Source organism: Nocardioides sp. NPDC006303, assembly GCF_040613175.1.
Lineage (GTDB): Bacteria > Actinomycetota > Actinomycetes > Propionibacteriales > Nocardioidaceae > Nocardioides.
The window spans coordinates 247,070-271,874 of record NZ_JBEXRR010000003.1; the positions used below are offsets into that span (position 1 = coordinate 247,070).

The window sequence follows — 24,805 nt, forward strand, 5'->3', positions numbered from 1 at the left end:
GTGGCGGGCCGATTATGCGGTCGGCACAGGTTACAGATACTGACCCGTGTTGGAGACCTGCTCGATCGAACGGCCGGGCTCGGTGCCCTGCTTTCCGGTGATGAGCGTGCGGATGAAGACGATCCGCTCGCCCTTCTTGCCGGAGATGCGGGCCCAGTCGTCGGGGTTGGTGGTGTTGGGGAGGTCCTCGTTCTCCTTGAACTCGTCCACGCAGGCCTGGAGCAGGTGCTGCACCCGCAGGCCCTTCTGGCCGGAGTCCTCGCCGGAGTCCAGGAACGACTTGATGGCCATCTTCTTGGCCCGGTCGACGATGTTCTGGATCATCGCGCCGGAGTTGAAGTCCTTGAAGTAGAGGATCTCCTTGTCACCGTTGGCGTAGGTGACCTCCAGGAAGCGGTTCTCCTCGGACTCCGTGTACATCCGCTCGACGACCGTGCGGATCAGCTCGTCGACGGTGGCCTGCTTGTCGCCGTGGAACTCGCCCACGTCGGTCGGGTGCAGCGGCAGGTCGGGGACCAGGTACTTCGAGAAGATGTCGCGAGCACCCTCGGCATCGGGACGCTCGATCTTGATCTTCACGTCCAGACGGCCCGGGCGAAGGATCGCCGGGTCGATCATGTCCTCACGGTTGGAGGCGCCGATGACCAGCACGTTCTCCAGAGCCTCGACACCGTCGATCTCGGAGAGGAGCTGCGGGACGATGGTGTTCTCCACGTCGGAGGAGACACCGGTGCCACGCGTACGGAACAGCGAGTCCATCTCGTCGAAGAAGACGATCACCGGGGTGCCGGCCGCGGCCTTCTCACGAGCCCGCTGGAAGACCAGGCGGATGTGGCGCTCGGTCTCACCGACGTACTTGTTGAGGAGCTCGGGGCCCTTGATGTTGAGGAAGTAGGACTTGCCGTCCGCTCCGGTCTTCGCGGCGACCTTCTTCGCGAGGCTGTTGGCGACAGCCTTCGCGATCAGGGTCTTGCCACAGCCCGGAGGACCGTAGAGCAGCACACCCTTGGGCGGCTTGAGCTGGTGCTCGATGAAGAGGTCGGGGTAGAGGTACGGCAGCTCGACCGCGTCCTGGATCTGCTCGATCTGGCCGGCGAGGCCACCGATCGACTCGTAGGAGATGTCGGGCACCTCCTCCAGGACGAGCTCCTCGACCTCGGACTTCGGCACCTTCTCGTAGACATAGCCCGATCGTGGTTCGAGCAGCAACGAGTCACCCGCGCGGATCGCGTCCTGCAGGAGCGGCTCAGCAAGACGTACGACCCGTTCCTCGTCGGCATTGGCGATCACCAGGGCGCGCTCACCATCGGCGAGCAGCTCCTTGAACATCACCACCTCGCCGACCTTCTCGAACTCCATCGCGGCCACGACGTTCAGCGCCTCGTTGAGCATGACCTCCTGGCCATAGCGCAGCTCGTCGAGGTCGACGTTGGGCGATGCGGTCACCCGGAGCTTGCGCCCACCGGTGAAGACATCGATCGAGTCGTCCTCGTTGCGCTCGATGAAGGTGCCGAAGCCTGCTGGCGGCTGTGCCAGCCGGTCGACCTCCTCCTTGAGCTTGATGATCTGGTCACGGGCATCCCGAAGCGTCACGCTGAGTCGCTCGTTCTGCGACGTCACGGCGGCCAGGGAGCGCTGCGCGTCAGCGAGCCGCGCCTCCAGGCCACGCGAAGATCCGGGCATCTCGGTCAGTCTGTGCCGCAGGTCGGTCACCTCAGCTTCGAGGAAACGGACATGACTCTCAAGCTCCTCGGGGCTGCGCCCCTCGGAATGGAATCCATCGGATGTCGACATCAGCACACCTCCTCTACTCCCTCGACCCTACAAGGGAGAGGGGCAGGAGAGGAGAAGGATTTACCGGTGTTGGACACTATTCGTCGACAACCGCCAAGTTCGTGTCAACACGTGGCACACGTTCTGCAGAGTGGACTCAGTCCACTTCGGTGCCATCCTCTGGCAGAACCTCCACGACGGGCTCGGGAGCCGGCATGTCGGCCGGCCGCGGGCCGGAGTAGTCAGGTCCGTACGCCCCGGGGGCAGGCCGGCGTGTCTTGCGCGGCGCGCGCTCGCCCGGCGCAAGCCTTCGGGCCGTCACCAGGAAGGCGGTGTGGCCGATCATCTTGTGACCCGGCCGGACCGCGAGACCCTCGACGTGCCAGTCGCGAACGAGCGACTCCCACGCCTGCGGCTCGGTGAAACCTCCGTGGGCGCGGACCGTCTCGACGAAGCGGGACAGCTGGGTGGTGGTCGCGACGTACGCGCAGACCATGCCGCCGGGGTAGAGCGCCTCGGCCGCCGCGTCGACGCACTCCCACGGAGCGAGCATGTCGAGGATGAGCCGGTCGCAGCGGATCTGCTGGCGCGGCAGCTCCTCCTGGAGGTCGCCCAGGTTGAGCGACCAGCTCGGGTGGGACTCCCCCGCCGGGGTGCCGAAGAACTGGTCGACGTTCTTGCGGGCGACCTCGGCGAACTCCTCGCGCCGCTCGAAGGAGGTGACCTTGCCGAACGGGCCCACCGCGCGCAGGAGCGAGCAGGTCAGGGCACCGGAGCCGACCCCGGCCTCCACGACGGAGGCACCCGGGAAGATGTCGGCCATCGCGACGATCTGGGCGGCGTCCTTGGGGTAGACCACGGCGGCGCCGCGCGGCATCGAGACCACGAACTCCGACAGGAGCGGGCGGAAGACCAGGTACTCACCTCCGGTGGAGGCGGTGACGGTGAAGCCCTCTTCGCGGCCGATCAACTCGTCGTGGTCGATGTGGCCCTTGTTGGAGAAGAAGCGCTTGCCGGCGACGAGCTCGAAGTTGTGGCGGCGACCCTTGGTGTCGGTCAGCCGCACCCACTCGCCCTCGCGAAGTGGCCCGCGGTGCACGCCCGCTCGGGCCTCTGCCGGAATGTCTGGAATATCAGCGCTTGACACCCGCCGAGGCTACCCGTTCTTTCGGCCAACCCGGCAAACCGCGGCTCAGGCTCCCGCGCGGAAGGCCGCGTCGACGTCGGAGGTGACCAGTACGCCGTAGATCGAGCCGTCGGGCTCGACCAGGAGGTATTCGGGTGCCGGCGTCTTGGAGATCGCCTGGATCAGGGACTCCCCGTCGATGTCGGCTGGGAGGGTGAGGCCGTCCTCGAGCTGTCGAGTGACCGTCGAGGTGGCCATCCAGGGACGACGGTCCTCCGGGGTCGCCAGCAGCGCACCCTCGTGGACGAGACCGATCGGCTCGCCGCCGCTGCTCACGGTGACGATGCTGCCCGCCTCGGCCTCCTGGGCGCGGCGTACGGCCTCGGCCAGGGGCAGGTCGGCAGGCACGGCCAGGGTGCGGCGGGCCAGGTCGCGGGCGACGAGGAGCGGGAGCCGCATGCGCGCCCTCGCTGACATGATCGCCGCGGAGGCACCGCTCCAGAGGAAGACGCCGATGATGACGGCGAGGATGTAGTCGGTGAGGTCGGGCTGGACGCCGAGGATCTGTCCCTGGATGAAGGGCCACAGCAGCACGACGACCGCCAGGACCCGGCCGGCCCAGCCGGCGACGATGTTGCCGCGGTTGATGTTGCCGGTCGAGGCCCACACGCCCGCCTTGAGCAACCGGCCGCCGTCGAGGGGCAGGCCGGGGACGAGGTTGAGCACGCCGACGAAGAGGTTGGTGAACCACAACCCGGTGATGAACAGGCCGATCAGGCCGCCGGGGGTGAGGAACGAGACGCCGAACGCAGCGGCGGCGACGGCCAGCGAGACCAGCGGTCCCACGACAGCGATCCAGAACTCGTCGCGTGGCCGTTTCGCCTCCTTCTCCACGGCGGTCGCGCCGCCGAGGAAGTGGAGCATGATCGCGCCCACGGGGTAGCCGAGTCGCTTGGCGACGACCGCGTGGGCCGCCTCGTGCAGAAGAACGGCGCCGTATAGAACGACCGCGAACGCGAAGCCGGCGACGTACGTCAGCCAGCCCAGGCCCGGCTCCACGGCATCGATCCGGGGCGCCATCAACCAGGCGATCAGAGCCGCGATGAGGAACCAGGACGGCGTCACCAGGACGTCGCTGCCCGCGATGGAGCCGACCTTGATCGTGCCCGGGACTCGGGAGGTGGGCTCCGCCTCTTCGACCGGCTTGTCGCCGCCGGGGCGTGGGTCAGGGTCTGCCACATCCCGAGCGTACTTGAGCGGCGGTCGTCAGGTGGTGCCGACCCGGATTGTCGGTGCTGGCGAATAGTGTCGACGTCATGAGCACCTCACCTGCCGAATCGCTGTCGACCCCGGTCGACGGCGTCAACGTGCTGGGGTCGCTCTCACCGAGCCGAGCGAGCGACTTCACCTCGTGCCCGCTGCTCTACCGGTTCCGCACGATCGACCAGCTGCCCGAGCCGCCCTCGGAGGCGGCCGCGCGCGGGACCGTCGTCCACAAGGTGCTCGAGGACCTCTTCGACCTGCCCGCTCCCGAGCGCACGCCCCGGCAGGCGAAGTCGATGGTGGAGCAGGCGTGGGAGGACGTACGCAGCCTTGATCCGGCCCTGGCGACGCTGTTCACCTCTGAGACCGAGGGGGCGGAGGAGGGCTGGCTGGAGTCGTGTCGGCAGGTGCTGCGGCGCTACTTCGACCTGGAGGACCCGCGTCGTCTGGAGCCCGCTGAACGCGAGCACTACGTCGAGGCGCTGCTCGACTCCAAGCTGCTGCTGCGCGGGTTCATCGACCGCGTCGACGTCGCCGCCGACGGCCGCATCCGTGTGGTCGACTACAAGTCGGGCCGCGTCCCCAGCGAGGCGTACGAGGCGAAGGCGCTGTTCCAGCTCAAGTTCTATGCCCTGGTGATCTGGCGCACCCGCGGCGTGGTGCCTGCGATGCTGCAGCTGATCTATCTCGGCTCGGGCGACATCCTGCGCTACGTGCCCGACGAGTCCGACCTGCTGGCCACCGAGCGCAAGGCCGAGGCTATCTGGCGGGCCATCCGCACGGCCCAGGAGACCGGTGAGTGGCAGCCGAACCCGGGGCGGCTGTGCGGATGGTGCGCCCACAAGTCGCTGTGCCCTGCGTTCGGCGGCACTCCTCCCCCGCTTCCGGCGACCACAGGCCCCGTCGCCGCCGGAGACGACGTCGATCTCGACTAGGGCCCGTGGCCGTGTCTCCCAAAGACACGGCCTAGGCGCGTCTACCAGGATCGGCCGGTTACGGGAGTTATCGTCGCGACGAATGTGACGAATGCGCTTGGCTGAGGAGGTGCGGCTGCTCGTGGGCTCGACGGACTCGTCCACCGGCTCGACCAGCGGGAGCGCGACCTCGTCTCGGCACCGTCCCGACATCCAGGGGCTCCGCGCGATCGCGGTGCTCGCGGTCGTCGCGCTGCACGTCGGCTTCGGATCGCTGACCGGCGGCTTCGTGGGCGTCGACGTCTTCTTCGCGATCTCTGGCTTCCTGATCACCCAGCAGCTCATGCGGCAGGTACGCACCGAGGGCCGGGTCAGCCTGCTCGGCTTCTACGCGCGCCGGGCCCGCCGGATCCTGCCGGCGGCGACGCTGGTGCTCCTCGCGACCGTCGTCTACGCAGCGCTCTTCCTCGGCTTCGTACGCACCCGGGTGATCGCCCTCGACGCGCTGTGGTCGGCGGCGTTCGCCGCCAACTTCCGGTTCGCGTCGCTGGAGACCGACTACTTCTCGGCGGCGCTGCCGCCCTCGCCGCTGCAGCACTTCTGGTCGCTTGCGGTCGAGGAGCAGTTCTACCTGGTCTGGCCGCTGATGATCCTGGGCTGCCTGTGGGCGATGAAGCGGCGCAGACAGAACGCCACCGCGGAGGGCCCGATCGACCAGCGCAGGCGCAGGCGTGTGCTGGTCATCGCTCTCGGCGTCGTCATCGTGGCCTCCCTGCTGGCCTCGGCGGTGCTGACGCGGACCAGCCCGGAGGCCGCGTACTTCTCGCCCTTCACCCGCGCCTGGGAGCTCGGCCTGGGCGCGATCGCGGCGATCGCGTTCCGTGACGACGGCCCCCAGGATGCAACCGCGCGGTGGCGGGCGCAGGTGCTCTCGGCGTTCGGGATGTTCTTCATCGTCTGCGCCTGCCTGCAGTTCAACGACGCGACCCCGTTCCCGGGCACGCCGGCGCTGGTGCCGGTGCTCGGCAGTGTCTTCATCATCGTGGCCGGCACGCTGTGGCACGGCCCGACGGTGGTCGGCCGGCTGCTGTCGGTGCCGCCGCTGCAGGTCGTCGGCAACTGGTCCTACTCGCTCTACCTGTGGCACTTTCCGGTGCTGGTCCTCGCCGAGCTGCAGCTGGGCCGCGAGCTGCGCTGGTGGGAGCAGGTTCTCCTCGTGGCGCTGGCGCTCGGTCTGGCGGGACTCTCCTACCACTACGTCGAGGAGCCGTTCCGGCGCGGCATCCTCTGGCGCCGTCCGGCGTTCGGTCGAGCCGCCACGCTGGGCCCAGTGGCGCTCTACCCGCTGAGCATCACCCTGGTCGCGGTGACCTGCTTCGGGGCCAACACCTACGCCACCGGGACCGCCCGCGACGGCTACCAGCCCGCGATCACACTGGCCGAGGCCGATTCCTCCGCGTCCTCCGGACCGTCCAAGCAACCCGACCGGCCCGCGTCGAGCGCCGCACCGCCCGCTGCCAAGGCGCAGGAGCCCGACCCGCTCCCGGCGCTGCTGAAGGCTTCGGTGCTCGCGGCCCGCAAGAACCAGGCGATCCCCACCAACCTGAAGCCGGGCCTCACCAACCTCTCCGACGACGTGGAGTCGGTCGGCGAGTGCAACTACTACTCGACGAACGTACGCAAGCTGTGCCCGCGCGGTGACGCCGACGCCGAGAAGACGATCGTGGTCATCGGCGACTCCCACGCCCGACACTGGACGCCCGCGGTCGAGGAGATCGCCGAGCGCTCCGGCTACCGCGCCTACATGCTGGCCATGCCGCAGTGCACCGTCTCGCTGGTCACCCCCGACAAGATCGACAGCACCGACCCGATGACGTCGTGCGACGACTTCCACGACTTCATGCTCTCCTCGGTCAAGAAGCTCCGCCCCGACCTGCTGCTGATCTCCTCGCGCCCGATCAGCGCCGCCTACCACGACTCCTCGGGCCGGCACACCGATCGCGCGGACGTACGCCGAGCCGTCTACCGCGGCTACCAGCGCCTGCTGTCCCAGGTGAAGCCCGCCGCGAAGCGCACCGTGTGGCTGCGCGACGTACCGGCGCTCGAGTTCGACCCGGCCACCTGCCTGAGCAGCAACAAGACGCTCTCGCCCTGCACCTACAAGCCACTCGAGAGCCAGCAGGACGGCGCCGACCTGCAGATGCAGGCGGCCAAGTCAGCTCGCGTCGAGACCGTCGACCTCGACGACATGTTCTGCGACAGCGTCGGCATCTGCACGACCGTCGTGGGCGACACCATCACCCATCGCGACGGCCACCACCTGACCGCGACCTACTCCAAGGAGCTCGGTCGCACCCTGGGCGAGCGCCTCAAGGTCTGGTGACGCTCACTCGGTGTCGTCGGGCTCGGGCGGAGTCTCGGCGCCGTCGCGCTCGTCCCGGTCGGCCCACTCGAGCAGAGGCTGGATCGAGAACGGATGGTCGTCGATGTCGGCGTGCAGGTCACCGATCTCCGCGAACCGGGCCGGCACCGTACGCATCGTGAAGTCACGCGGGTCGACGTCCTTGGTCTCCTCCCAGGTGATCGGGGTGGAGACCCTGCCGTCGGCGACGCCGCGGATCGAGTAGGCGCACGCGATCGTGTGATCTCGGGTGTTCTGGTTGTAGTCGACGAACAGCTGCGCCGGGTCACGGTCCTTGCGCCACCAGGCGGTGGTGACCAGCTTCGGTGCCCGGCGCTCGACCTCGCGGGCGAAGGCGTGCGCGGCGCGGCGTACGTCCTGGAATCCGTGCTCAGCCGGGATCCGGACGTAGACGTGCATCCCGGAGCCACCGCTCGTCTTCGGGTAGCCGACCGCGCCCAGCTCGTCGAGAAGCTCGCGTACGACGCCGGCGACGGTCTGCACGGTCGAGAAGGGGCAGTCGGGACCGGGATCGAGGTCGATGCGCCACTCGTCGGGCTTCTCGGTGTCCTCGCGGCGGCTGTTCCACGGATGGAACTCGACCGTCGACATCTGGACGGCCCAGATCACCGCACCGAGCTCGGTCACGCAGAGCTCGTCGGCGGTGCGGCCCCAGCGCGGGAAGTAGAGGCGTACGGTCTCGATCCAGTCGGGCGCCCCCTGCGGCAGCCGCTTCTGGTGCACCTTCGGCCCCGCCAGGCCCTTGGGGAACCGGTGCAGCATGCACGGCCGCTCCCACAGCGCGTTGACGATCCCCGGGCCGACGGCGAGGTAGTACTGCGCCACGTCGAGCTTGGTCGCCCCGGCTCTGCCATTTTCTTGGGATGGGAAGTAGACCCGATCGGGGTTGGAGATCCTGACGACGCGGTTGTCCACCTCGATCTCCACCGACGGCGATGCCTTGGCCATGCTCGCCAGCGTAGGCGCTGAGATGATGCGGTGAAACGAAACTCGCTCATCCGGATCCTCACGGGGGTGTCACGTGGACCTCACTCCGAGGCGTCGAAGGGATGTGAGCACATCGACCGTGAGGACCCCCGCCGAGGAGTTCGCCGACTTCGTCCATGCGACAGGTGGCGCGCTCTACCGCACCGCGCTGCTGCTGACCGGTGACCATCACCTGGCCGAGGACCTGACCCAGACGACGTACGCCCGGGTCTTCGCGTCCTGGCGTCGGGTCAGCAGGGCGGACAACCCGGCGGCCTACGCGCGACGTGTGCTCCTCAACGGATTCATCTCCCACCGACGGCTCCGGCGCAACGCCGAGACGCCGACCTCGACGCTGCCGGACGATCCGGGCAGCGATGCCGACCCCAGCGCCCGGATCGACCTGCTTGCCGCCCTCCAGCGGCTGTCGCCGACCGACCGGGCCGTGCTCGTCGCACGCTATTGGGAGGACCGATCCGTGTCCCAGACAGCTGCCGACCTCGGACTGACCGAGACGGCGGTCCGCACCCGCTCGAAGCGTGCCCTGGAACGGCTGCGCCCGCTGGTTGCGGACATCTTCCCGGAGAGGACCACCCGATGAACGACCCAGAGACCAGCTTCCGTACGGCACTGCACGAGCGTGTCGCCGACCAGCACCCCGACTACGCCAGGATCTCAGCCGGCGCGATCAGCGCGGGCTCACGCATCAGGCACCGCCGGCGCATCACCGTGACCGTCGGCGCCGCTGCGGCCATCGGCGCCTTCGCCGCAGGTGGGCTGGGGCTTTCTCAGTTCCTGAACACGACCGCGGTCGACCAGGCACCCCTCGGCGCCGCAGGCGCACCGTCCGCGTCGGCCTCGCCGTCGGCAGCGCCGCTCGCCTCCGGCCAGAGTCTTGACCTCGGCGACGGTGTCACCGGACAGGTCGTCACCAACGACGAGGCGAGGACGATGGACATCACGGTGCAGGCGGTCAGTGGTCTTCGGGGCGCCGGGACCGGCTTCACGATCGTCCTGTCCGGGCTGGCCGGCGCGGTCGAGCAGAAGTGGAGCAACGACACGCTCCTCGAGGACTATCCCGGCATCAGGATCGCCACCGAAGGCGCGCGCAAAGGGCTCGTCGACAAGGTTCCCGTCGAGCAGCCACCCGGTTGGACGTGTGAGTGGTCGCTGATCGACGACAAGGCCTCCTGCACGTCCGAGGACGGTGGCGTGGCCGGCCTGGTGATCCGCGCGGCGAAGGACTACCAGGTGTGGAGCACCAGCCCCGACAAGGCCGGCCCCGGCTCGGGTTCCTACATCACCCCGGTCCACGGCGACATCTTCATCAGCGTCCAGAGCGGGGAGGGCACCACCGACGCCGAGCTCGAGGCGCTCGCGAGCTCGCTCCGGTGGACCGACTGAGCCGCTACGGGTTGCGCCGCAGCAGCGCCAGGAACATCGCGTCGGTGCCGTGACGGTGTGGCCACAGCTGCACGGTGCCTGCCATCGGCCCGGCGCTGTCGGGCACCGTGCCGGCCGTGGCTCCGATCGGCTCGAGGGTGACATCGGATCGGCCCTCGAGCACGGTCTGCACGACGCCCTTCGTCTCGGCCAAGACCGGCGAGCAGGTGGCGTAGAGCACGACACCGCCCGGCCGGGTCAGGTCGATCGCCCGGTCGAGCAGGGAGCGCTGCAGGTCGACGAGTACGTCGAGGTCGGCTGTCGCGCGTCGCCAGCGTGCCTCCGGACGGCGGCGCAGCGCTCCCAGGCCGGTGCACGGGGCGTCGACGAGGACCCGGTCGAACGTCGCGTCCTTGAACGGCGGCCTGGTCCCGTCGCCGGCCACGACCCCGGCGGACCCGTCCACGTACGTGCCGGACGACCGGTTGGTCAGGTTGGCGAGGACGAGTCCGGCACGGTGCGGCTGGCGCTCGTTGGCGACCAGCGCAGCGCCCTGTTGCGCTGCCAGGGCGGCGAGCAGCGCCGACTTGCCGCCGGGCCCGGCGCACAGGTCCAGCCACGACTCCGTCCCTGAGTCCTGCCGGCCGAGGTCGGCCTCGGCAAGAGCGATGGCGACGAGCTGGGACCCCTCGTCCTGCACCCCGGCGCGCCCTTCCGCGACCGCGGCGATCCCGGCCGGTGAGCCGGAGTCGAGCGTGACTCCGAAGGGCGAGTAGGGCGTCTGCGCACCACCGAGCTCCTCGACCGTCGCCCGCCCGGGACGAGCAACGAGCGTCACCGACGGCGGCACGTTGTCAGCCTCGAGCAGCGCGTCGACCTGGTCGCGGCCCACAGCCTCGGCGAGCCGCTGGACGACCCAGCGCGGGTGGCTGAAGGCGACCGCGGCCCAGCCATCGTGGTCCTTCTCGCGCGCGGGCGCCACCTCGGCGACCCACTCGTCGAGGGACTTGCGGGTGACCTTGCGAAGCACGGCGTTGACGAATCCCGCCGGACCCTGACCGACCTTCGACCGGGTCAGGTCGACGCTGGTCGAGATCGCGGCATGGTCGGGCACCCGCATGGACAGCACCTGGTGTGCGCCCAGCCGCAGCACGTCGAGCACCTTCGCCTCGACCTTGGCCAGCGGCCGGTCGATGCAGGCGGCCAGCACGGCGTCGTACGTCCCCTGCTGCCGCAGCGTCCCCGAGGCGAGCTCGGTGGCGAAGGCCGCGTCGCGACCTTCCAGCCCGAGTCGGCCGAGGACGTGGGGCAGCACCAGGTTGGCGTACGCCTCGTCGACCCGCACCGCCTTCAGCACCTCGAACGCGGCGAGCCGAGCCGGATCGGCGGGCTTGGTGCTGCCTCGCGGACCCGATCGAGCCGGTCCCTGGGGCCGCCGGCCGGGGCCTGAGCGCCTACCCGGCTGTGACCTATTCGAAGGCGACACCGGACTCCAGACGTACGCCGCGGGCCCAGTCAGCCGCGGGCATCTCCTTCTTGCCGAAGGCCTTCACCCGGCCGAGGCGGACCGCCGTGGTGCCGGTGCCGACGAGGACCTCGTTCTTGCGGACGACGAGCTCCCCGGGAGCCACCGTGTCCTCGGCGATCGTGACCGGTCCGACCTTGAACCGCTCGCCGTCGAGCAGGGTCCAGGCTCCCGGCGCGGGGGTGCAGGCGCGGATCTGGCGGTCAATGGCGACGGCGTTCTGCGTCCAGTCGATCTGGGCGTCCTCGACGGTGATCTTGTCGGCGTAGGTGACGCCTTCGGTGGGCTGCTCGCGCGCCTCGAGGGAGCCGTCCTCGATGCCGTCGAGCGTGGACACCAGCAGCCGGGCCCCACCTTCGGTGAGCTTCTCGAAGAGCGACCCGGAGGTCTCGTCGGGCGCCAGCGCCTGGGTCATGGTGCCGAAGACGGGGCCGGCATCCATCGCCTTCACGATCCGGAACGTGGTGGCCCCGGAGATCTCCTCGCCGGCCCAGACCGCGCGCTGCACCGGAGCGGCGCCGCGGTAGGCGGGCAGGAGCGAGAAGTGCAGGTTGACCCAGCCGTGCCGCGGGATGTCCAGCGCCGACTGCGGCAGCATCGCACCGTAGGCGACCACCGGGCAGCAGTCGGGCTCCAGCGCCTTCAGCTCCGCCTGGAACTCGGGCTCGCGGGGATGCTCCGGCTTGAGCACCGGCACCCCCAGCTCCTCGGCGCGCTGGGCCACCGGCGAGGGCACCAGCCGCTTGCTGCGCCCCTGGGCGGCATCGGGGCGGGTGACGACACCGACGAGCTCGTGGCGCGAGGCGGCGATCGCGTCCAGCGAGGGGACGGCCACCTCGGGCGTACCTGCGAAGACGACCCTCATCAGAACCCGAACCCGTTCGTCGCGTGCGGCGAGACCTTCACCGTGGGCTTCTCCAGGCCGAACCACTCCGACTCCCGGATCTCCTTCATCGCGGCCTTGCGCGCGGCCTCGTCGAGCCGGTCGATGAAGAGGATGCCGTCGAGGTGGTCGGTCTCGTGCTGGATGGCTCGGGCGAGCAGCTCGGAGCCCTCGATGGTGACCGGCTCACCGTGCATGTTGAAGCCCTTCGCCACCACCGACAGTGCCCGGCGGCAGTCGAAGGTGATGTCGGGAAGCGACAGGCAGCCCTCTCCCCCGTCCTGCGTCTCCTCCGACAGGGTCAGGTCCGGGTTGATCAGGTGACCCACCTCGCCGTCGACGTACCAGGTGAAGACCCGCAGGCTCACTCCGATCTGGGGAGCGGCCAGTCCGGCGCCGGGCGCCTCGAGCATGGTGTCGGTCAGGTCGGCAACGAGCTTGCGCAGCTCCTTGTCGAAGTCGACGACCTCGATCGCTGGCTTGCGCAGCACGGGGTCGCCGAAGAGTCGGATGGGCTGGACTGCCACTGTTCTCCTAGGTGGTCGAGCGTGTCGAGACCACAATACGTGGGCTGAGCGTGGGTCAGAGCGTCGGCGGATCCACCTGGACCCGGACCGGGTCGAGCTTGCGCGCCGACCGCACCCGCTGCAGCTCCCCGAGCGCCTCGGTGAGTTTGACGCCGAGGGATCGCGGCACGCGTACGACCGCACGCAGGCGTGGCTCTCCGGTGGATGTGGGCTCGGCCGGGACCGGGCCCAGCACCTCCGCGCCGGGCGGCAGCGCCAGCAGGGTGAGCGCGTCGTCGAGCGCTCCGGGAGTGCCGGTGATGGTGGCCAGCCGCGACGCCGGCGGGAGGTGGGCCTCCTGTCGGGCGGCCGCCTCGCGCTGGGCGAACCCGGGCTGGTCCCAGCGCACCAGCGCCTGCAGCACCGACAGCGCCGGGTCGCCGACGACCAGCACCCGCCCACCGGGCCGCACCAGTCCCGCGGCGTTGCTCCAGCGGCGCAGCGCCTCCTCGTCCGTACGCAGGTCCGGCCGCCCCAGCAACAGCCAGGTGTCGAGCAGCAGCACCCCGGCATAGCCGCCCTCGGCGACGGGCTCGGCGCCGATGGTGGCGACCACGATCGCCGGTGTGCCCGGCACCGTCTGCTTGACCGCCCCCGCTGAGGAGGTCACCACCCGGACCCCGGCGAAGGAGCGGCCCATCTCCTCCGCCGTACGCGCCTCGCCGATGATCGGCGCCCGCAGCCCGAACCCGCCGCAGGCTCCGCACGCCCAAGCCGACTCGACGTGACCGCACCAGCCGCACGTCGGCGGCGCGGCCGGTCCGCCGAGCTGCAGCGGCCCTTGGCAGGCCGAGCACCTGGCCGGCGTACGGCATCGGTCGCAGGCCAGCGAGGCCGCGTATCCGCGCCGCGGCGTCTGTAGCAGGACAGGTCCGGTGGCTAGTGCCGCCCGGATGATCTCGTGCGCCTCGCGAGGCACGCGGGAGGCGCGGGTGAGCGGGTCCTTCTCGAGGTCGAAGTCGGTGTCGCCGGTGATCTCGATGCTCACCCGCTCGCGGGCCAGCGCCCGGGTGGGCCGGATCTCCTGCGCCCAGCCGGTCTCGGCCAGGAACCCAGCCTCCACCGTCCGCGCGAAGCCACCCACGAGCGCGGCCGCCTGCTCCTGCTCGGCGCGCAGCAGCAGTACGTCGCGCGCGTGTGGGTAGGGCGAGCGCTGCTCGGCGAGCAGGTCGTCGCCGTCATCCCAGACGACCACCAGCCCGAGGTCGCGTACCGGTGCGAAGGCGGCCGCGCGGGTGCCGATCGCCACCTTCACCGCGCCCCGGGCGACCCGCAGGAACTCCCGGTAGCGCGAGGCCGGCCCGGCGTCGGCGGCCAGCACGGCATGCTGCCCCTCCCCCAGCACCTTGGTCATCGCGGTGTCGAGACGGGCGAGGTCCTTCCAGTCCGGCACCACGACCAGCGCGCCGCGTCCGGAGGCGAGCGTCGTCGCGGTGGCGTGAGCGATCAGGTCGGCGTGGTCGGTGCCGGCCGCGGCGTGCCAGACCGCGCGCGGCGCACCGCCGGAGGCCAGATGTCGTAGGAACGCGCCCGCCGGCTCGTGACCCGCCCAGGCCGCGGCCGCGGCCGCGGCGTCGAAGGGCCGCCCGGCCGGGGCGACCGCTGAGGGTTCCTTCTCGGTCGAGGCGTGCCGGGGCGGGATCGCCAGCCGGAGCACGTCGGCCCGGGCACCCGCGTAGCGCCGGGCGACCGACTCGCTCAGCGCGGCCACCTGCGGCGTGAGCACCGGCTCGGAGCTGACGACCCGCTTGAGCGGCTGCAGGTTCGCGTGCTCGGAGGATTCCGCCCGCCCCACGACGAAACCGTCAACGTCCTTGGGGCCGAACCGCACCTTCACCCGGACCCCGGGCTGCGCCTCCTCGTCCATCGAGGCCGGGACCGCGTAATCGAAGGGCCGGTCCAGGTGGGCCATCGGCAGGTCGACCAAGACCTTGGCGACCGGATCGACCTCGGCGATCGACGCCTCCGCGGCCTTTCGTGCCCGCGTCGCCGCCGCCTTCGCCCGCCCCTCCTTGACCCGGTCGCGAACCAGCCCGGGCAGCTCAAGCTCGGCTGCCCCGGCTGCCTCCTGCGGTCCCCGGCTCACAGTGGTCATTTCTACCAGCCGCCGCCGACACCTCCACGGCGCCGACCCCTCGAAAACGCCGCCGGCGCCCGTCTCTGGTGGGACGGGCGCCGGACTTCTCAGGCTTTTCCTGCACTTCTCAGGTGTTGCAACGCCAGAGAAGTGCAGGAATACCCGGTTAACCGGGTATTCCTACGTCAGGCGCCAGCAGCAGCCTTGAGCGCGTCGGCGCGGTCGGTGCGCTCCCAGGTGAACTCGGGAAGCTCGCGGCCGAAGTGACCGTACGCAGCGGTCTTGGCGTAGATCGGGCGGAGCAGGTCGAGGTCGCGCAGGATCGCGGCCGGGCGGAGGTCGAAGACCTCGAGGACGGCCTTCTGGATGTTGGCCTCGGGCACGGTGTGGGTGCCGAAGGTCTCCACGAAGACGCCGACGGGCTGGGCCTTGCCGATGGCGTAGGCGACCTGGACCTCGGCGCGACGGGCCAGGCCCGCGGCGACGATGTTCTTGGCCACCCAGCGCATGGCGTACGCAGCCGACCGGTCGACCTTCGACGGGTCCTTGCCCGAGAAGGCGCCGCCGCCGTGGCGGGCCATGCCGCCGTAGGTGTCGACGATGATCTTGCGGCCGGTCAGACCGGCGTCGCCCATTGGACCACCGACCACGAAGCGGCCGGTCGGGTTGATGTGGAGCTTGTAGCCGTCGAAGGGAACCGACGACTTGAACTGCTCGAGCACCGGCTCGATGACGTACTTCTTGATGTCGGCGTGCAGCTGCTCCTGGGTGGTCTCCTCGGCGTGCTGCGTCGAGAGGACGACGGTGTCCACACGCACGGCGCGGCCCTCGTCGTCGTACTCGATGGTGACCTGGGTCTTGCCGTCGGGACGCAGGTAGTCCAGCGTGCCGTCCTTGCGGACCGCGGTCAGCTTCTCGGCCAGCGTCTGCGCCATCTTGATGGGCAGCGGGAACAGCTCGGGCGTGTCGTCGCAGGCGTAGCCGAACATCAGGCCCTGGTCGCCGGCGCCCTGCAGGTCGAGCTCGTCGACCGAGCTGTCCAGGCGGTGCTCCTCGGCGGTGTCGACGCCCTGGGCGATGTCCTGGCTCTGGGCGCCGATGGCGACCTGGACACCGCAGGAGTGGCCGTCGAAGCCCTTGAGGGAGGAGTCGTAGCCGATGTCCAGGATCTTCTGGCGCACGAGCTGGGCGACCGGCGCGTACGCGTCGGTGGTCACCTCGCCGGCGACGACGACGAGGCCGGTGGTGAGCAGGGTCTCGACAGCCACCCGGCTCTTGGGGTCGTGCTCGAGCAGGTAGTCGAGCACGGTGTCGCTGATCTGGTCGGCGATCTTGTCCGGGTGCCCCTCGGTCACCGACTCCGACGTGAAGAGACGTCCGGTCACGTGTAGCTCCGTTTCAAAGGTTCGTGTGGGTTGAACAGGTAGGCAAACGTCAATCGTTCTGGTCGACAAACATAGACCCCGAACCCCAGGACCGTTGGGGTGGTCCTCATCGTGGCGCGTGGCGTGTCGTCAGTTTGTACGTTGTTCATCCAGGCGTAAGGAGATCTGGTCCCAGATCACCTCTGCGAGGGCGGATTTCGCCCCTTCCTGCACGTCGACGTGGCCTCCGTCGGCGCCCAGGATGACTGCCTTGTTGACCTCGCTGCCGAAGACCGCGCCGCCGCTGACGTCGTTGACGACGAGCAGGTCGCAGCCCTTCCGCTTCAGCTTGGCCGTGGCGAGCTCGAGCACCGAGCCGGTCTCGTCGCCCGTCTCCGCCGCGAATCCCACGATCACCTGACCGGGCTTGGTCCGGTGGTGGGAGATCTCGGCCAGGATGTCGGGGTTCTGCATCAGCTCGATCGTCGGCGCCGACCCGTCGGCGGCCTTCTTGATCTTGGCCTCGCTCACCCCGGTCGGCCGGAAGTCGGCAGGGGCGGCGGCCATGACGACCGCGTCCGCACCGGTGGCCGCGGAGACCACGGCGTCGCGCAGCTCGGCGGTCGTGCCGACACGTACGACCTTCAGGCCGGCCGGGTCGGGCAGGGTCACGTTGGCGGCGACCAGGGTCACCTCGGCACCGCGGGCGGCCGCGGCCCGGGCGATGGCATAGCCCTGGAGCCCGGACGAGCGGTTGCCGAGAAAGCGGACCGGGTCCAGGTACTCCCGGGTGCCGCCGGCGGAGACGACGACGCGATGACCGACGAGGTCGGCACGCCCGCCATGGGCGAGGACGGCACGGGAGAGCTCGAAGATCTCGGCCGGCTCGGGCAGGCGGCCCTTGCCGGTGTCCTTGCCGGTCAGCCGGCCCTCGGCAGGCTCGATGACGATGTTGCCGCGCTCGCGCAGGGTGGCGACGTTGGCCTGGGTCGCCGGGTGCTCCCACATCTCGGTGTGCATCGCCGGGGCGAACACGACCGGGCAGCGCGCGGTGAGCAGTACGTTGCTGAGCAGATCGTCCGCGAGGCCGTGGGCCGCGCGGGCGAGCGTGTTGGCGGTCGCGGGCGCGACCACGACGAGGTCGGCCTGCTGCCCGATGCGTACGTGCGGGACCTCGGTGATGTTCTCGAAGACGCCGGTGGCGATCTCCTTGCCCGACAGCGCCGCCCAGGTGGGGGCGCCGACGAACTCGAGGGCGGCGGCCGTGGGGACCACGGTCACGTCATGGCCGGACTCGGTGAACCGGCGTAGCAGCTCGGCCGCTTTGTAGGCGGCGATGCCGCCGGCGACCCCTAAGACCACGCGCGGCCGCTCCCCCTCGAGGGGAGCGGCCGAAGTGGTGCTGTTGGTGGACAGCGGAGGACCTGGACGATCAGGCGTCGCCGGCAGGCGCCTCGGCAGCGGCAGCCTGAGCCGCAGCCTGGGCGGCCAGCTCGGCCGGGTCGATGTCCTCGCAGGTCAGCAGGTCCTCGTTGATCTCGCGCAGCGCGATCGAGAGGGGCTTCTCCTGAACGTGGGTGTCGACCAGGGGGCCGACGTACTCGAGGAGGCCTTCGCCGAGCTGGGAGTAGTAGGCGTTGATCTGGCGAGCCCGCTGGGCGCTGTAGAGAACCAGCTTGTACTTGCTGTCGGTCTTCGTCAGCAGGTCGTCGATCGAGGGGTTGGTCACGCCCTGGGCGTCGATCTGAGGGGCAGCCACGTGAGCCTCACTTGTCGGCTTGGTCGGATTTCTTGCTCGGAAGCCCGAGCGTCATCAAGGTTACCAACTCATCGGCTGCCTGATGAACTTCGTGGTTCACGATCGTGACGTCGAACTCCTTCTCCGCCGCCAGCTCGACCCGTGCTGTCTCCAGGCGGCGCTCCCGCTCGGCCTCGGTCTCGGTGCCTCGACCGACCAGCCGGCGTACGAGCTCGTCCCAGCTCGGCGGGGCCAGGAAGACGAAGATCGCCTCGGGCATGGTCTCGCGCACGAGCCGGGCGCCCTGCAGGTCGATCTCGAGCATCGCCGGGCGTCCCTCGGCCAGCGCCTTGTCGACGGGACCACGAGGAGTGCCGTAGCGGGCCATGTTGTGGACCGTGGCCCACTCCAGGAGCTCGCCACCGGCGATCATCGCGTCGAACTCCTCGTCGGAGACGAACAGGTAGTGCACCCCGTTGACCTCGCCCGCGCGAGGCTTCCGGGTGGTCGCCGAGACGGACAAGAAGACCTCGGGGTGGTCGTCGCGCACCGCCGCGGAGACGGTGCCCTTGCCGACCGCAGTCGGACCGGCCAGGACGACCAGTCGCTTCTCGTGGCCTTCGCCGGCGCCGGCCGGGGTCTTCTCGTCCGTCATCAGACTCATCGGCGAGCGAACTCCTCGACCAGCGCGGCCACCTGCTTGGGGCCGAGGCCCTGCACACGGCGGCTCATCGCGATGCCGAGACGCTCCATCATCTGGGTTGCCCGCACCTCACCGAGGCCGGGGTGGGAGGTCAGCAGGTCGATGACCTTCATCTTGCCGACGACCTCGTTCTTCTTCCCTTCCTCGATGACCTCGAGGACGGACATGCCGCCAGTGCGGACCTTGTTCTTGACAGCAGCCCTCTCCTGGCGCGAAGCCGCGGCTTTGACGAGCGCGGCAGCGCGCTGTTCAGGGGTGATGTCCGGAGGCAGAGCCACGAAGACTCCCTTTCACGATCAATGTGTAGTCGACAGGGCAACCGGGTCGCGCGGTACAGGGATCGTGCCCCCCGGCTGAGCGCTGAAAGTAAGCGCTCGCGCCAATCTAGCCATTACGTTGCCGGGGCGGCAATCGGGGTCGCCTAACTGGTGTCCATTCGGTTCACAGGGTCAAGGACGTGTGACACACGTCCCGGGCCTGCTGCTGGACGCGTACGGACGCCTCCTGCGTCTTCGTGCTGCTCACCTTCGTGGCCGCGTCGGCGATCTTCTTCGCCTCGGCTTCGCTGACGCCCTCGGGCGGCTCGCCGTTCTCGAAGTCGTCGGCCGAGACGCCGGCGTCCTCCAGAGCCGTGCTGAGCCCCGAGATCGCCCCCGTGAGCGTCTTCCAGTCCTTCGCGATGTCGTCGGGCGCGTTGCGCTCGAGGTCCTCGAAGATCGGCAGGGCGGCGATCAGCCCGCCGGTGCCGTCCTCCCCCAGGGTGTTCGTCAGCTGCTCCTGGTGGCCTCTGAGTGACTCGCAGTAGTCGTCGATCGGATCACCGCACGAGCTCAGGCCCGTGGCGAGGATCGGCAGGACGAGGAGCTGAGCGGCCATCCGGAGACTGGTCATGGCGCCAGTGTCTCAGCCGAGCTCGTCTCGCAGCCTCAGGGCCTCGTCGCGCAGCGCGGCCACGTCCGGGCCCTTGCGCAGCAGTCCGCGGCTGGTGCTGGCGACCACGTTGGCGTTGGCGGACCCGAAGATCCGGGCGAGGTCGCCCGGGGTGCCGCCCTGCTCACCGAAGCCCGGAGCCAGGATCGGTCCGTTGAACCCGAAGTCGTACGCCACCCCCGCACCGTCCGATCCGTCGATCGTCGCACCGACGACCGCACCGAAGGAGCCCAGCGGAGTCTCGGCCTCGTTCAGCCGGCGCAGGTGGTCGAGCATGACCCGGCCGACGCTACGCCCGTCCTCGACCGTCGCGTGCTGCACCTCGGGGCCCTCCTTGTTGGAGGTCAGCGCGAGCACGAACAGCCCGGCGTCGAACTTCGTGGCCGTCTCGACGAACGGGGTCAGCGAGCCGAAGCCGAGGTAGGGGCTCACGGTCACCGCGTCGCTGCCGAGCGGGCTCGCGGGATCGAGGTAGGCGTCGGCGTACGCCTGGCTGGTGGAGCCGATGTCACCGCGCTTGATGTCGAGGAGCACCAGCGCGCCGGCGGCCTTCGACTCGGCGATGACCCGCTCCAGCACCGCGACGCCGCGCGAGCCGAAACGCTCGTAGAACGCGCTCTGCGGCTTCACGACGGGGACATAGGGGGCCAGGCCCTCGACCGCGGTCAGGGCGAACCTCTCCAGGCCGGCGAGGTCGTCGTTCAGGCCCCAGTCGAGGAGCAGCGAGGCGTGCGGGTCGATCCCGGCGCAGAGCCGCCCCCGCTCGGCAAGGGCGGCGGCGTAGCGGGCACCGAAGCTCATCGAGCAACTCCGTTCGCGATCCGGCGGGCGTAGCCGGGACCTTCGTAGATGAACCCGGTGTAGCCCTGGAGCAGGTCGGCACCGGCGGCGAGGCGCTCGCGGGCGTCCTCGACGGTGGCGATGCCACCGACCCCGACGAGGGTCATCTCGGGGCTGACCCGGCTGCGGAGCAGCCGCAGGACGTCGAGCGCACGCGCCTTGAGCGGGGCGCCGGAGAGACCGCCGTCGCCCGCCGCGGTGATCTCGGCGGGCGCCGAGGCGAGGTGCTCGCGGCCGATGGTGGTGTTGGTCGCGATGATCCCGTCCAGGCCGATCGCGCCGGCCAGGTCGGCGACCTCGACGACGTCGGAGTCCGCCAGGTCGGGCGCGATCTTGACCAGCAGCGGGACCCGGTGCTTGGTGACCTGGTCGGCGATGGAGCGGACGTGCTCCAGCAGCGGCTGCAGCTTCTCGACCGACTGCAGGCTGCGCAGGCCGGGCGTGTTGGGCGAGGAGACGTTGACCACCAGGTAGTCGGCGTACGGAGCCAGCAACCGGGCCGACTTGGCGTAGTCGGCCTCGACGGCCGCCTGGTCGTCCTCCGGGACGAGCTTCGTCTTGCCGATGTTGATGCCGAGAACCGGCCCGCCGGCCGCCGTGCCACGGCGCTCCACGCGGCTCGCCAGCCTGGCCGCGACCGCCTCGGCGCCGTCGTTGTTGAAGCCCATCCGGTTGATCACCGCACGGTCGGCGGGCAGCCGGAAGAGGCGCGGCGCCGGGTTGCCCGGCTGCCCCTCCCCCGTGACCGTGCCGATTTCCACGTGCCCGAAGCCGAGCCCGCCCAGCGCGTCGATGCCGACCGCGTTCTTGTCGAAGCCCGCGGCCAGGCCGATCACGTTCGGGAAGGTGAGCCCCATCGCGTGCACCGGGGATCCCGGCGTACGTGTCCTGGACAGCGCCGGGCCGGCCGCACGGATCGCGGCGAACGCCTGCTGGTGGGCACGCTCCGGATCCGTCTTCGTCAGTACCTTGTCGAACAGGGTCCGGTAGGCCTTCATGTGGCGGACACCCCGCCGTCGTGGTGGCCGACGACGTCGCGCCACTCCTGCAGGCTGCGTACGTCGATCTCACCGCGCCGCAGCGCCTCGATGCCCTGCACGGCGGCGCCGAGGCCCTGGACCGTGGTGATGCAGGCGATGTTCGCCATCACCGCGGCGGTGCGGATCTCGTAGCCGTCCATCCGGGCGGACCTGGCGTTGGAGGTGCCGTTGGGGGTGTTGATGACCAGGTCGACCTCGCCGTCGAGGATCCGCTGGACGGTCGTCTTCTCACCATCGGGTCCGGTGCCCTCGGAGTGCTTGCGCATCAGCCGCGAGGGCACGCCGTTACGGCGCAGCACCTCGGCGGTGCCCTCGGTCGCGAAGATCTCGAAGCCGTGGTCGGCGAGCACCTTGATCGGGAAGATCATGGTGCGCTTGTCGCGGTTGGCCATCGAGACGAAGATCCGGCCCTGGGTCGGCAGCGGACCGAACGCACCGGCCTGGCTCTTGGCGAAGGCGCGGCCGAAGTCGGAGTCGAGTCCCATCACCTCGCCGGTCGACTTCATCTCCGGGCCGAGCACGGTGTCGACCTGCTGACCCTCCGGGGTGCGGAACCGGTTGAACGGCATGACCGCTTCCTTGACCGCGATCGGCTGGTTGGGCGGCAGCGCCCCACCGTCGCCGGTCGCCGGGAGCACACCGGCCGTACGCAGCTCCGCGATCGACTCGCCGAGCATCACCCGCGCCGCGGCCTTGGCCAGCGGGGTCGCGGTCGCCTTGGAGACGAACGGGACGGTGCGGGAGGCGCGCGGGTTGGCCTCGATGACGTAGAGCACGTCGGAGCCGAGGGCGTACTGGATGTTGAGCAGGCCGCGTACGCCCACGCCTTCGGCGATCGCCAGGGTGGCCACGCGGATGCGCTCGACCTCGGCGGCGCCGAGGGTGATCGGCGGCAGCGCGCAGGAGGAGTCACCGGAGTGGATCCCGGCCTCCTCGATGTGCTCCATCACGCCGCCCAGGAACAGCTCGGTGCCGTCAAAGAGGGCGTCGACGTCGATCTCGACGGCGTCGTCGACGAACTTGTCGACCATCACCGGCTTGTCCGGGGTGACCTCGGTCGCGGCCTCGATGTAGGAGCGCAGCGCCTCGTCGTCGTAGACGATCTGCATGCCGCGCCCGCCGAGGACGTAGGAGGGACGCACCAGGACCGGGTAGCCGATCTCGGCGGCGATCTCGCGGGCCTCGTTGAACGTGGTGGCCATGCCGTGCTTCGGCGCGACCAGGCCGGCCTTGTGGAGCACCCGGCCGAAGGCACCGCGCTCCTCGGCGAGGTGGATGGCCTCGGGGCTGGTGCCGACGATCGGCACGCCGTTGTCCTTGAGCGCCTGCGCGAGCCCGAGCGGGGTCTGGCCGCCGAGCTGGCAGATGACCCCGACCACCGGTCCGGCCTGCTGCTCGGCGTGGACGATCTCGAGCACGTCCTCCAGGGTGAGCGGCTCGAAGTAGAGCCGGTCGGAGGTGTCGTAGTCGGTGGAGACCGTCTCCGGGTTGCAGTTGACCATGACGGTCTCGTAGCCGGCTTCGCTGAGCGCGAGGGAGGCGTGCACGCAGGAGTAGTCGAACTCGATCCCCTGCCCGATCCGGTTGGGTCCGGAGCCGAGGATGATCACGGCCTCCTTCTCCCGGGGCGCGACCTCGGTCTCCTCGTCGTAGGAGGAGTAGTGGTAGGGCGTACGCGCCTCGAACTCGGCCGCACAGGTGTCGACCGTCTTGTAGACCGGGCGGATGTTCAGCGCGTGGCGTACGCCTCGGACCACGTCGGCGGTCATGCCGCGCATCTTGCCGAGCTGGTAGTCGGAGAAACCGTGGCGCTTGGCGTAGCGGAGCACGTCGGCGGTCAGCTCGGGCGCCGCGATGATCTCCTGGGCGATCTCGTTGATCAGGAAGAGCTGGTCGATGAACCAGGGGTCGATCTTGGTGCTCTCGAAGATCTCCTCCGCAGTCGCACCGGAGCGGATCGCGTCCATGACCCGCTTGAGCCGGCCGTCGGTGGGGACCTTGATCTCCTCCAGCAGCGCGGGCTTGTCGAGCTCGACGACCTCCTGGGTCCAGTCGAAGACCGCCTCGGGCTTCTCCAGGCTTCGCAGCGCCTTCTGGAGGGCCTCGGTGAAGTTGCGGCCGATCGCCATCGCCTCGCCCACGCTCTTCATGTGGGTGGTCAGGGTCGTGTCGGCGCCCGGGAACTTCTCGAAGGCGAAGCGCGGGACCTTGACGACGACGTAGTCGAGGGTCGGCTCGAACGACGCCGCGGTCGAGCCGTTCGGCCCGGCGGTGATGTCGTTCTCGATCTCGTCGAGGGTGTAGCCGATCGCGACCTTCGCGGCGATCTTGGCGATCGGGTAGCCGGTCGCCTTGGACGCCAGCGCGGAGGAGCGCGAGACGCGGGGGTTCATCTCGATGACGATGATCCGGCCGTCGGCCGGGTTGACGGCGTACTGGATGTTGCAGCCGCCGGTGTCCACGCCGACGGCGCGGATGATGCCGATCGCCAGGTCGCGCAGCTTCTGGTACTCGCGGTCGGTCAGCGTCAACGCCGGGGCGACGGTGATCGAGTCGCCGGTGTGCACGCCCATCGGGTCGAGGTTCTCGATCGAGCAGACGATGACCGAGTTGTCCTTGCGATCGCGCATGACCTCGAGCTCGTACTCCTTCCAGCCGAGGATGGACTCCTCCAGGAGCACCTCGGTGGTGGGGCTGGCCGCGAGGCCGGCGCCACCCAGGCGCCGCAGCTCGGTCTCGTTGTACGCGAAGCCCGAGCCCGAGCCACCCATGGTGAAGCTCGGCCGGATGACCACCGGGTAGCCGAGCTGCTCGGCGCCGGCGAGCAGGTCGTCGATGCTGTGGCAGATGACCGACTTCGCGCTCTCGCCGCCGAGCTCGGCGACGATCTTCTTGAACTCCTCGCGGTTCTCACCGCGCTGGATGGCGTCGATGCTCGCGCCGATCAGCTCGACGTCGTACTTCTCCAGGATCCCGCGCTCGTCCAGCGCCACCGCGCAGTTGAGCGCGGTCTGGCCGCCGAGGGTGGCCAGGAGAGCGTCGGGGCGCTCCTTGGCGATGACCTTCTCGACGAATTCCGGGGTGATCGGCTCGACGTAGGTCGCGTCGGCGAACTCCGGGTCGGTCATGATCGTGGCCGGGTTGGAGTTGACCAGGACGACCCGGATCCCCTCCTCGCGCAGGACGCGACAGGCCTGGGTGCCGGAGTAGTCGAACTCGCAGGCCTGGCCGATGACGATCGGCCCGGAGCCGATCACGAGCACGGACTTGATGTCCTCGCGCTTGGGCATCG

Annotated in this window: 21 protein-coding genes; 4 read left to right on the top strand and 17 right to left on the bottom strand. The window is 69.9% G+C overall.

Annotation, left to right across the window (positions count from 1 at the left end; translation table 11 throughout):
• Positions 1 to 30 precede the first annotated feature (30 nt).
• From arc to ABZY89_RS04325, 3 genes are all read right to left on the bottom strand, one after another.
• Entirely contained in the window at positions 31 to 1,794 is a 1,764-nt protein-coding gene (gene arc, locus ABZY89_RS04315; protein ID WP_355224913.1) for a proteasome ATPase, read from the bottom strand.
• Between the two features lie 136 nt (positions 1,795 to 1,930).
• Positions 1,931 to 2,920 (bottom strand): tRNA (adenine-N1)-methyltransferase, encoded by a 990-nt coding sequence (locus ABZY89_RS04320; RefSeq protein WP_355224915.1) that lies wholly within the window; start codon positions 2,918 to 2,920, stop codon positions 1,931 to 1,933.
• A 45-nt stretch (positions 2,921 to 2,965) separates the two neighbouring features.
• Positions 2,966 to 4,138 (bottom strand): site-2 protease family protein, encoded by a 1,173-nt coding sequence (locus ABZY89_RS04325; protein WP_355224917.1) that lies wholly within the window; start codon positions 4,136 to 4,138, stop codon positions 2,966 to 2,968.
• Between the two features lie 77 nt (positions 4,139 to 4,215).
• Here ABZY89_RS04325 and ABZY89_RS04330 point away from each other — a divergent pair, with 77 nt between their 5' ends.
• Together ABZY89_RS04330 and ABZY89_RS04335 are read left to right on the top strand one after the other, a co-directional pair.
• Complete coding sequence (locus ABZY89_RS04330) at positions 4,216 to 5,097, top strand: PD-(D/E)XK nuclease family protein (RefSeq protein WP_355224919.1); 882 nt, start codon at positions 4,216 to 4,218, stop codon at positions 5,095 to 5,097.
• A 91-nt stretch (positions 5,098 to 5,188) separates the two neighbouring features.
• Positions 5,189 to 7,459, top strand: coding sequence for an acyltransferase family protein (locus ABZY89_RS04335; RefSeq protein ID WP_355224920.1), 2,271 nt, complete (start codon positions 5,189 to 5,191; stop codon positions 7,457 to 7,459).
• Positions 7,460 to 7,462: 3 nt separating this feature from the next.
• Here ABZY89_RS04335 and ligD read toward each other — a convergent pair whose 3' ends face one another.
• Positions 7,463 to 8,446 carry a non-homologous end-joining DNA ligase gene (gene ligD, locus ABZY89_RS04340; protein WP_355224922.1) on the bottom strand — a complete coding sequence of 328 codons (984 nt, stop codon included), beginning with the start codon at positions 8,444 to 8,446 and terminating at the stop codon, positions 7,463 to 7,465.
• Between the two features lie 103 nt (positions 8,447 to 8,549).
• Between ligD and ABZY89_RS04345 the strand changes: the two genes are divergently transcribed.
• The gene (locus tag ABZY89_RS04345) at positions 8,550 to 9,065 is read left to right on the top strand and encodes a SigE family RNA polymerase sigma factor (protein ID WP_355224924.1); all 516 of its coding nucleotides are present in this window, start codon (positions 8,550 to 8,552) and stop codon (positions 9,063 to 9,065) included.
• The gene (locus ABZY89_RS04350) at positions 9,062 to 9,868 is read left to right on the top strand and encodes a hypothetical protein (RefSeq protein WP_355224926.1); all 807 of its coding nucleotides are present in this window, start codon (positions 9,062 to 9,064) and stop codon (positions 9,866 to 9,868) included. The genes ABZY89_RS04345 and ABZY89_RS04350 overlap by 4 nt, the downstream gene beginning before the upstream one ends.
• 4 nt (positions 9,869 to 9,872) lie before the next feature.
• On the opposite strand, the gene ABZY89_RS04355 is transcribed toward ABZY89_RS04350, so the two are convergent.
• The 13 genes from ABZY89_RS04355 to carB form a co-directional block, all read right to left on the bottom strand.
• Positions 9,873 to 11,333, bottom strand: a complete 1,461-nt coding sequence (locus ABZY89_RS04355) for a transcription antitermination factor NusB (RefSeq protein ID WP_355224928.1) — start codon at positions 11,331 to 11,333, stop codon at positions 9,873 to 9,875.
• Entirely contained in the window at positions 11,317 to 12,237 is a 921-nt protein-coding gene (gene fmt / locus ABZY89_RS04360; RefSeq protein ID WP_355224930.1) for a methionyl-tRNA formyltransferase, read from the bottom strand. The genes ABZY89_RS04355 and fmt overlap by 17 nt, the downstream gene beginning before the upstream one ends.
• A complete protein-coding gene (gene def / locus ABZY89_RS04365) occupies positions 12,237 to 12,782 on the bottom strand; it encodes a peptide deformylase (RefSeq protein ID WP_355224932.1) in 546 nt (181 codons plus the stop codon). Before def ends, fmt begins: the two co-directional genes overlap by 1 nt.
• 55 nt (positions 12,783 to 12,837) lie before the next feature.
• Positions 12,838 to 14,916, bottom strand: a complete 2,079-nt coding sequence (locus ABZY89_RS04370; RefSeq protein ID WP_355224934.1) for a primosomal protein N' — start codon at positions 14,914 to 14,916, stop codon at positions 12,838 to 12,840.
• Between the two features lie 167 nt (positions 14,917 to 15,083).
• Entirely contained in the window at positions 15,084 to 16,283 is a 1,200-nt protein-coding gene (gene metK / locus ABZY89_RS04375; RefSeq protein WP_355224936.1) for a methionine adenosyltransferase, read from the bottom strand.
• Positions 16,284 to 16,412: 129 nt separating this feature from the next.
• A complete protein-coding gene (gene coaBC / locus ABZY89_RS04380; RefSeq protein WP_355224937.1) occupies positions 16,413 to 17,624 on the bottom strand; it encodes a bifunctional phosphopantothenoylcysteine decarboxylase/phosphopantothenate--cysteine ligase CoaBC in 1,212 nt (403 codons plus the stop codon).
• A gap of 70 nt (positions 17,625 to 17,694) precedes the next feature.
• Positions 17,695 to 18,021: a DNA-directed RNA polymerase subunit omega gene (gene rpoZ, locus ABZY89_RS04385; protein WP_160022984.1), complete on the bottom strand. Its 327-nt coding sequence runs from the start codon at positions 18,019 to 18,021 to the stop codon at positions 17,695 to 17,697.
• A 7-nt stretch (positions 18,022 to 18,028) separates the two neighbouring features.
• Complete coding sequence (gene gmk, locus ABZY89_RS04390) at positions 18,029 to 18,664, bottom strand: guanylate kinase (protein ID WP_355224939.1); 636 nt, start codon at positions 18,662 to 18,664, stop codon at positions 18,029 to 18,031.
• Entirely contained in the window at positions 18,661 to 18,981 is a 321-nt protein-coding gene (gene mihF / locus ABZY89_RS04395) for an integration host factor, actinobacterial type (RefSeq protein WP_168381123.1), read from the bottom strand. Before mihF ends, gmk begins: the two co-directional genes overlap by 4 nt.
• Before the next feature lie 163 nt (positions 18,982 to 19,144).
• Positions 19,145 to 19,594, bottom strand: coding sequence for a hypothetical protein (locus ABZY89_RS04400; protein WP_355224941.1), 450 nt, complete (start codon positions 19,592 to 19,594; stop codon positions 19,145 to 19,147).
• A 12-nt stretch (positions 19,595 to 19,606) separates the two neighbouring features.
• The gene (gene pyrF, locus ABZY89_RS04405; protein ID WP_355224943.1) at positions 19,607 to 20,434 is read right to left on the bottom strand and encodes an orotidine-5'-phosphate decarboxylase; all 828 of its coding nucleotides are present in this window, start codon (positions 20,432 to 20,434) and stop codon (positions 19,607 to 19,609) included.
• Positions 20,431 to 21,471 (bottom strand): quinone-dependent dihydroorotate dehydrogenase, encoded by a 1,041-nt coding sequence (locus tag ABZY89_RS04410; RefSeq protein ID WP_355224945.1) that lies wholly within the window; start codon positions 21,469 to 21,471, stop codon positions 20,431 to 20,433. The genes pyrF and ABZY89_RS04410 overlap by 4 nt, the downstream gene beginning before the upstream one ends.
• On the bottom strand, positions 21,468 to 24,803 hold the full coding sequence (carB, locus tag ABZY89_RS04415; RefSeq protein ID WP_355224946.1) for a carbamoyl-phosphate synthase large subunit: 3,336 nt from the start codon (positions 24,801 to 24,803) through the stop codon (positions 21,468 to 21,470). The genes ABZY89_RS04410 and carB overlap by 4 nt, the downstream gene beginning before the upstream one ends.
• Positions 24,804 to 24,805 lie beyond the last annotated feature (2 nt).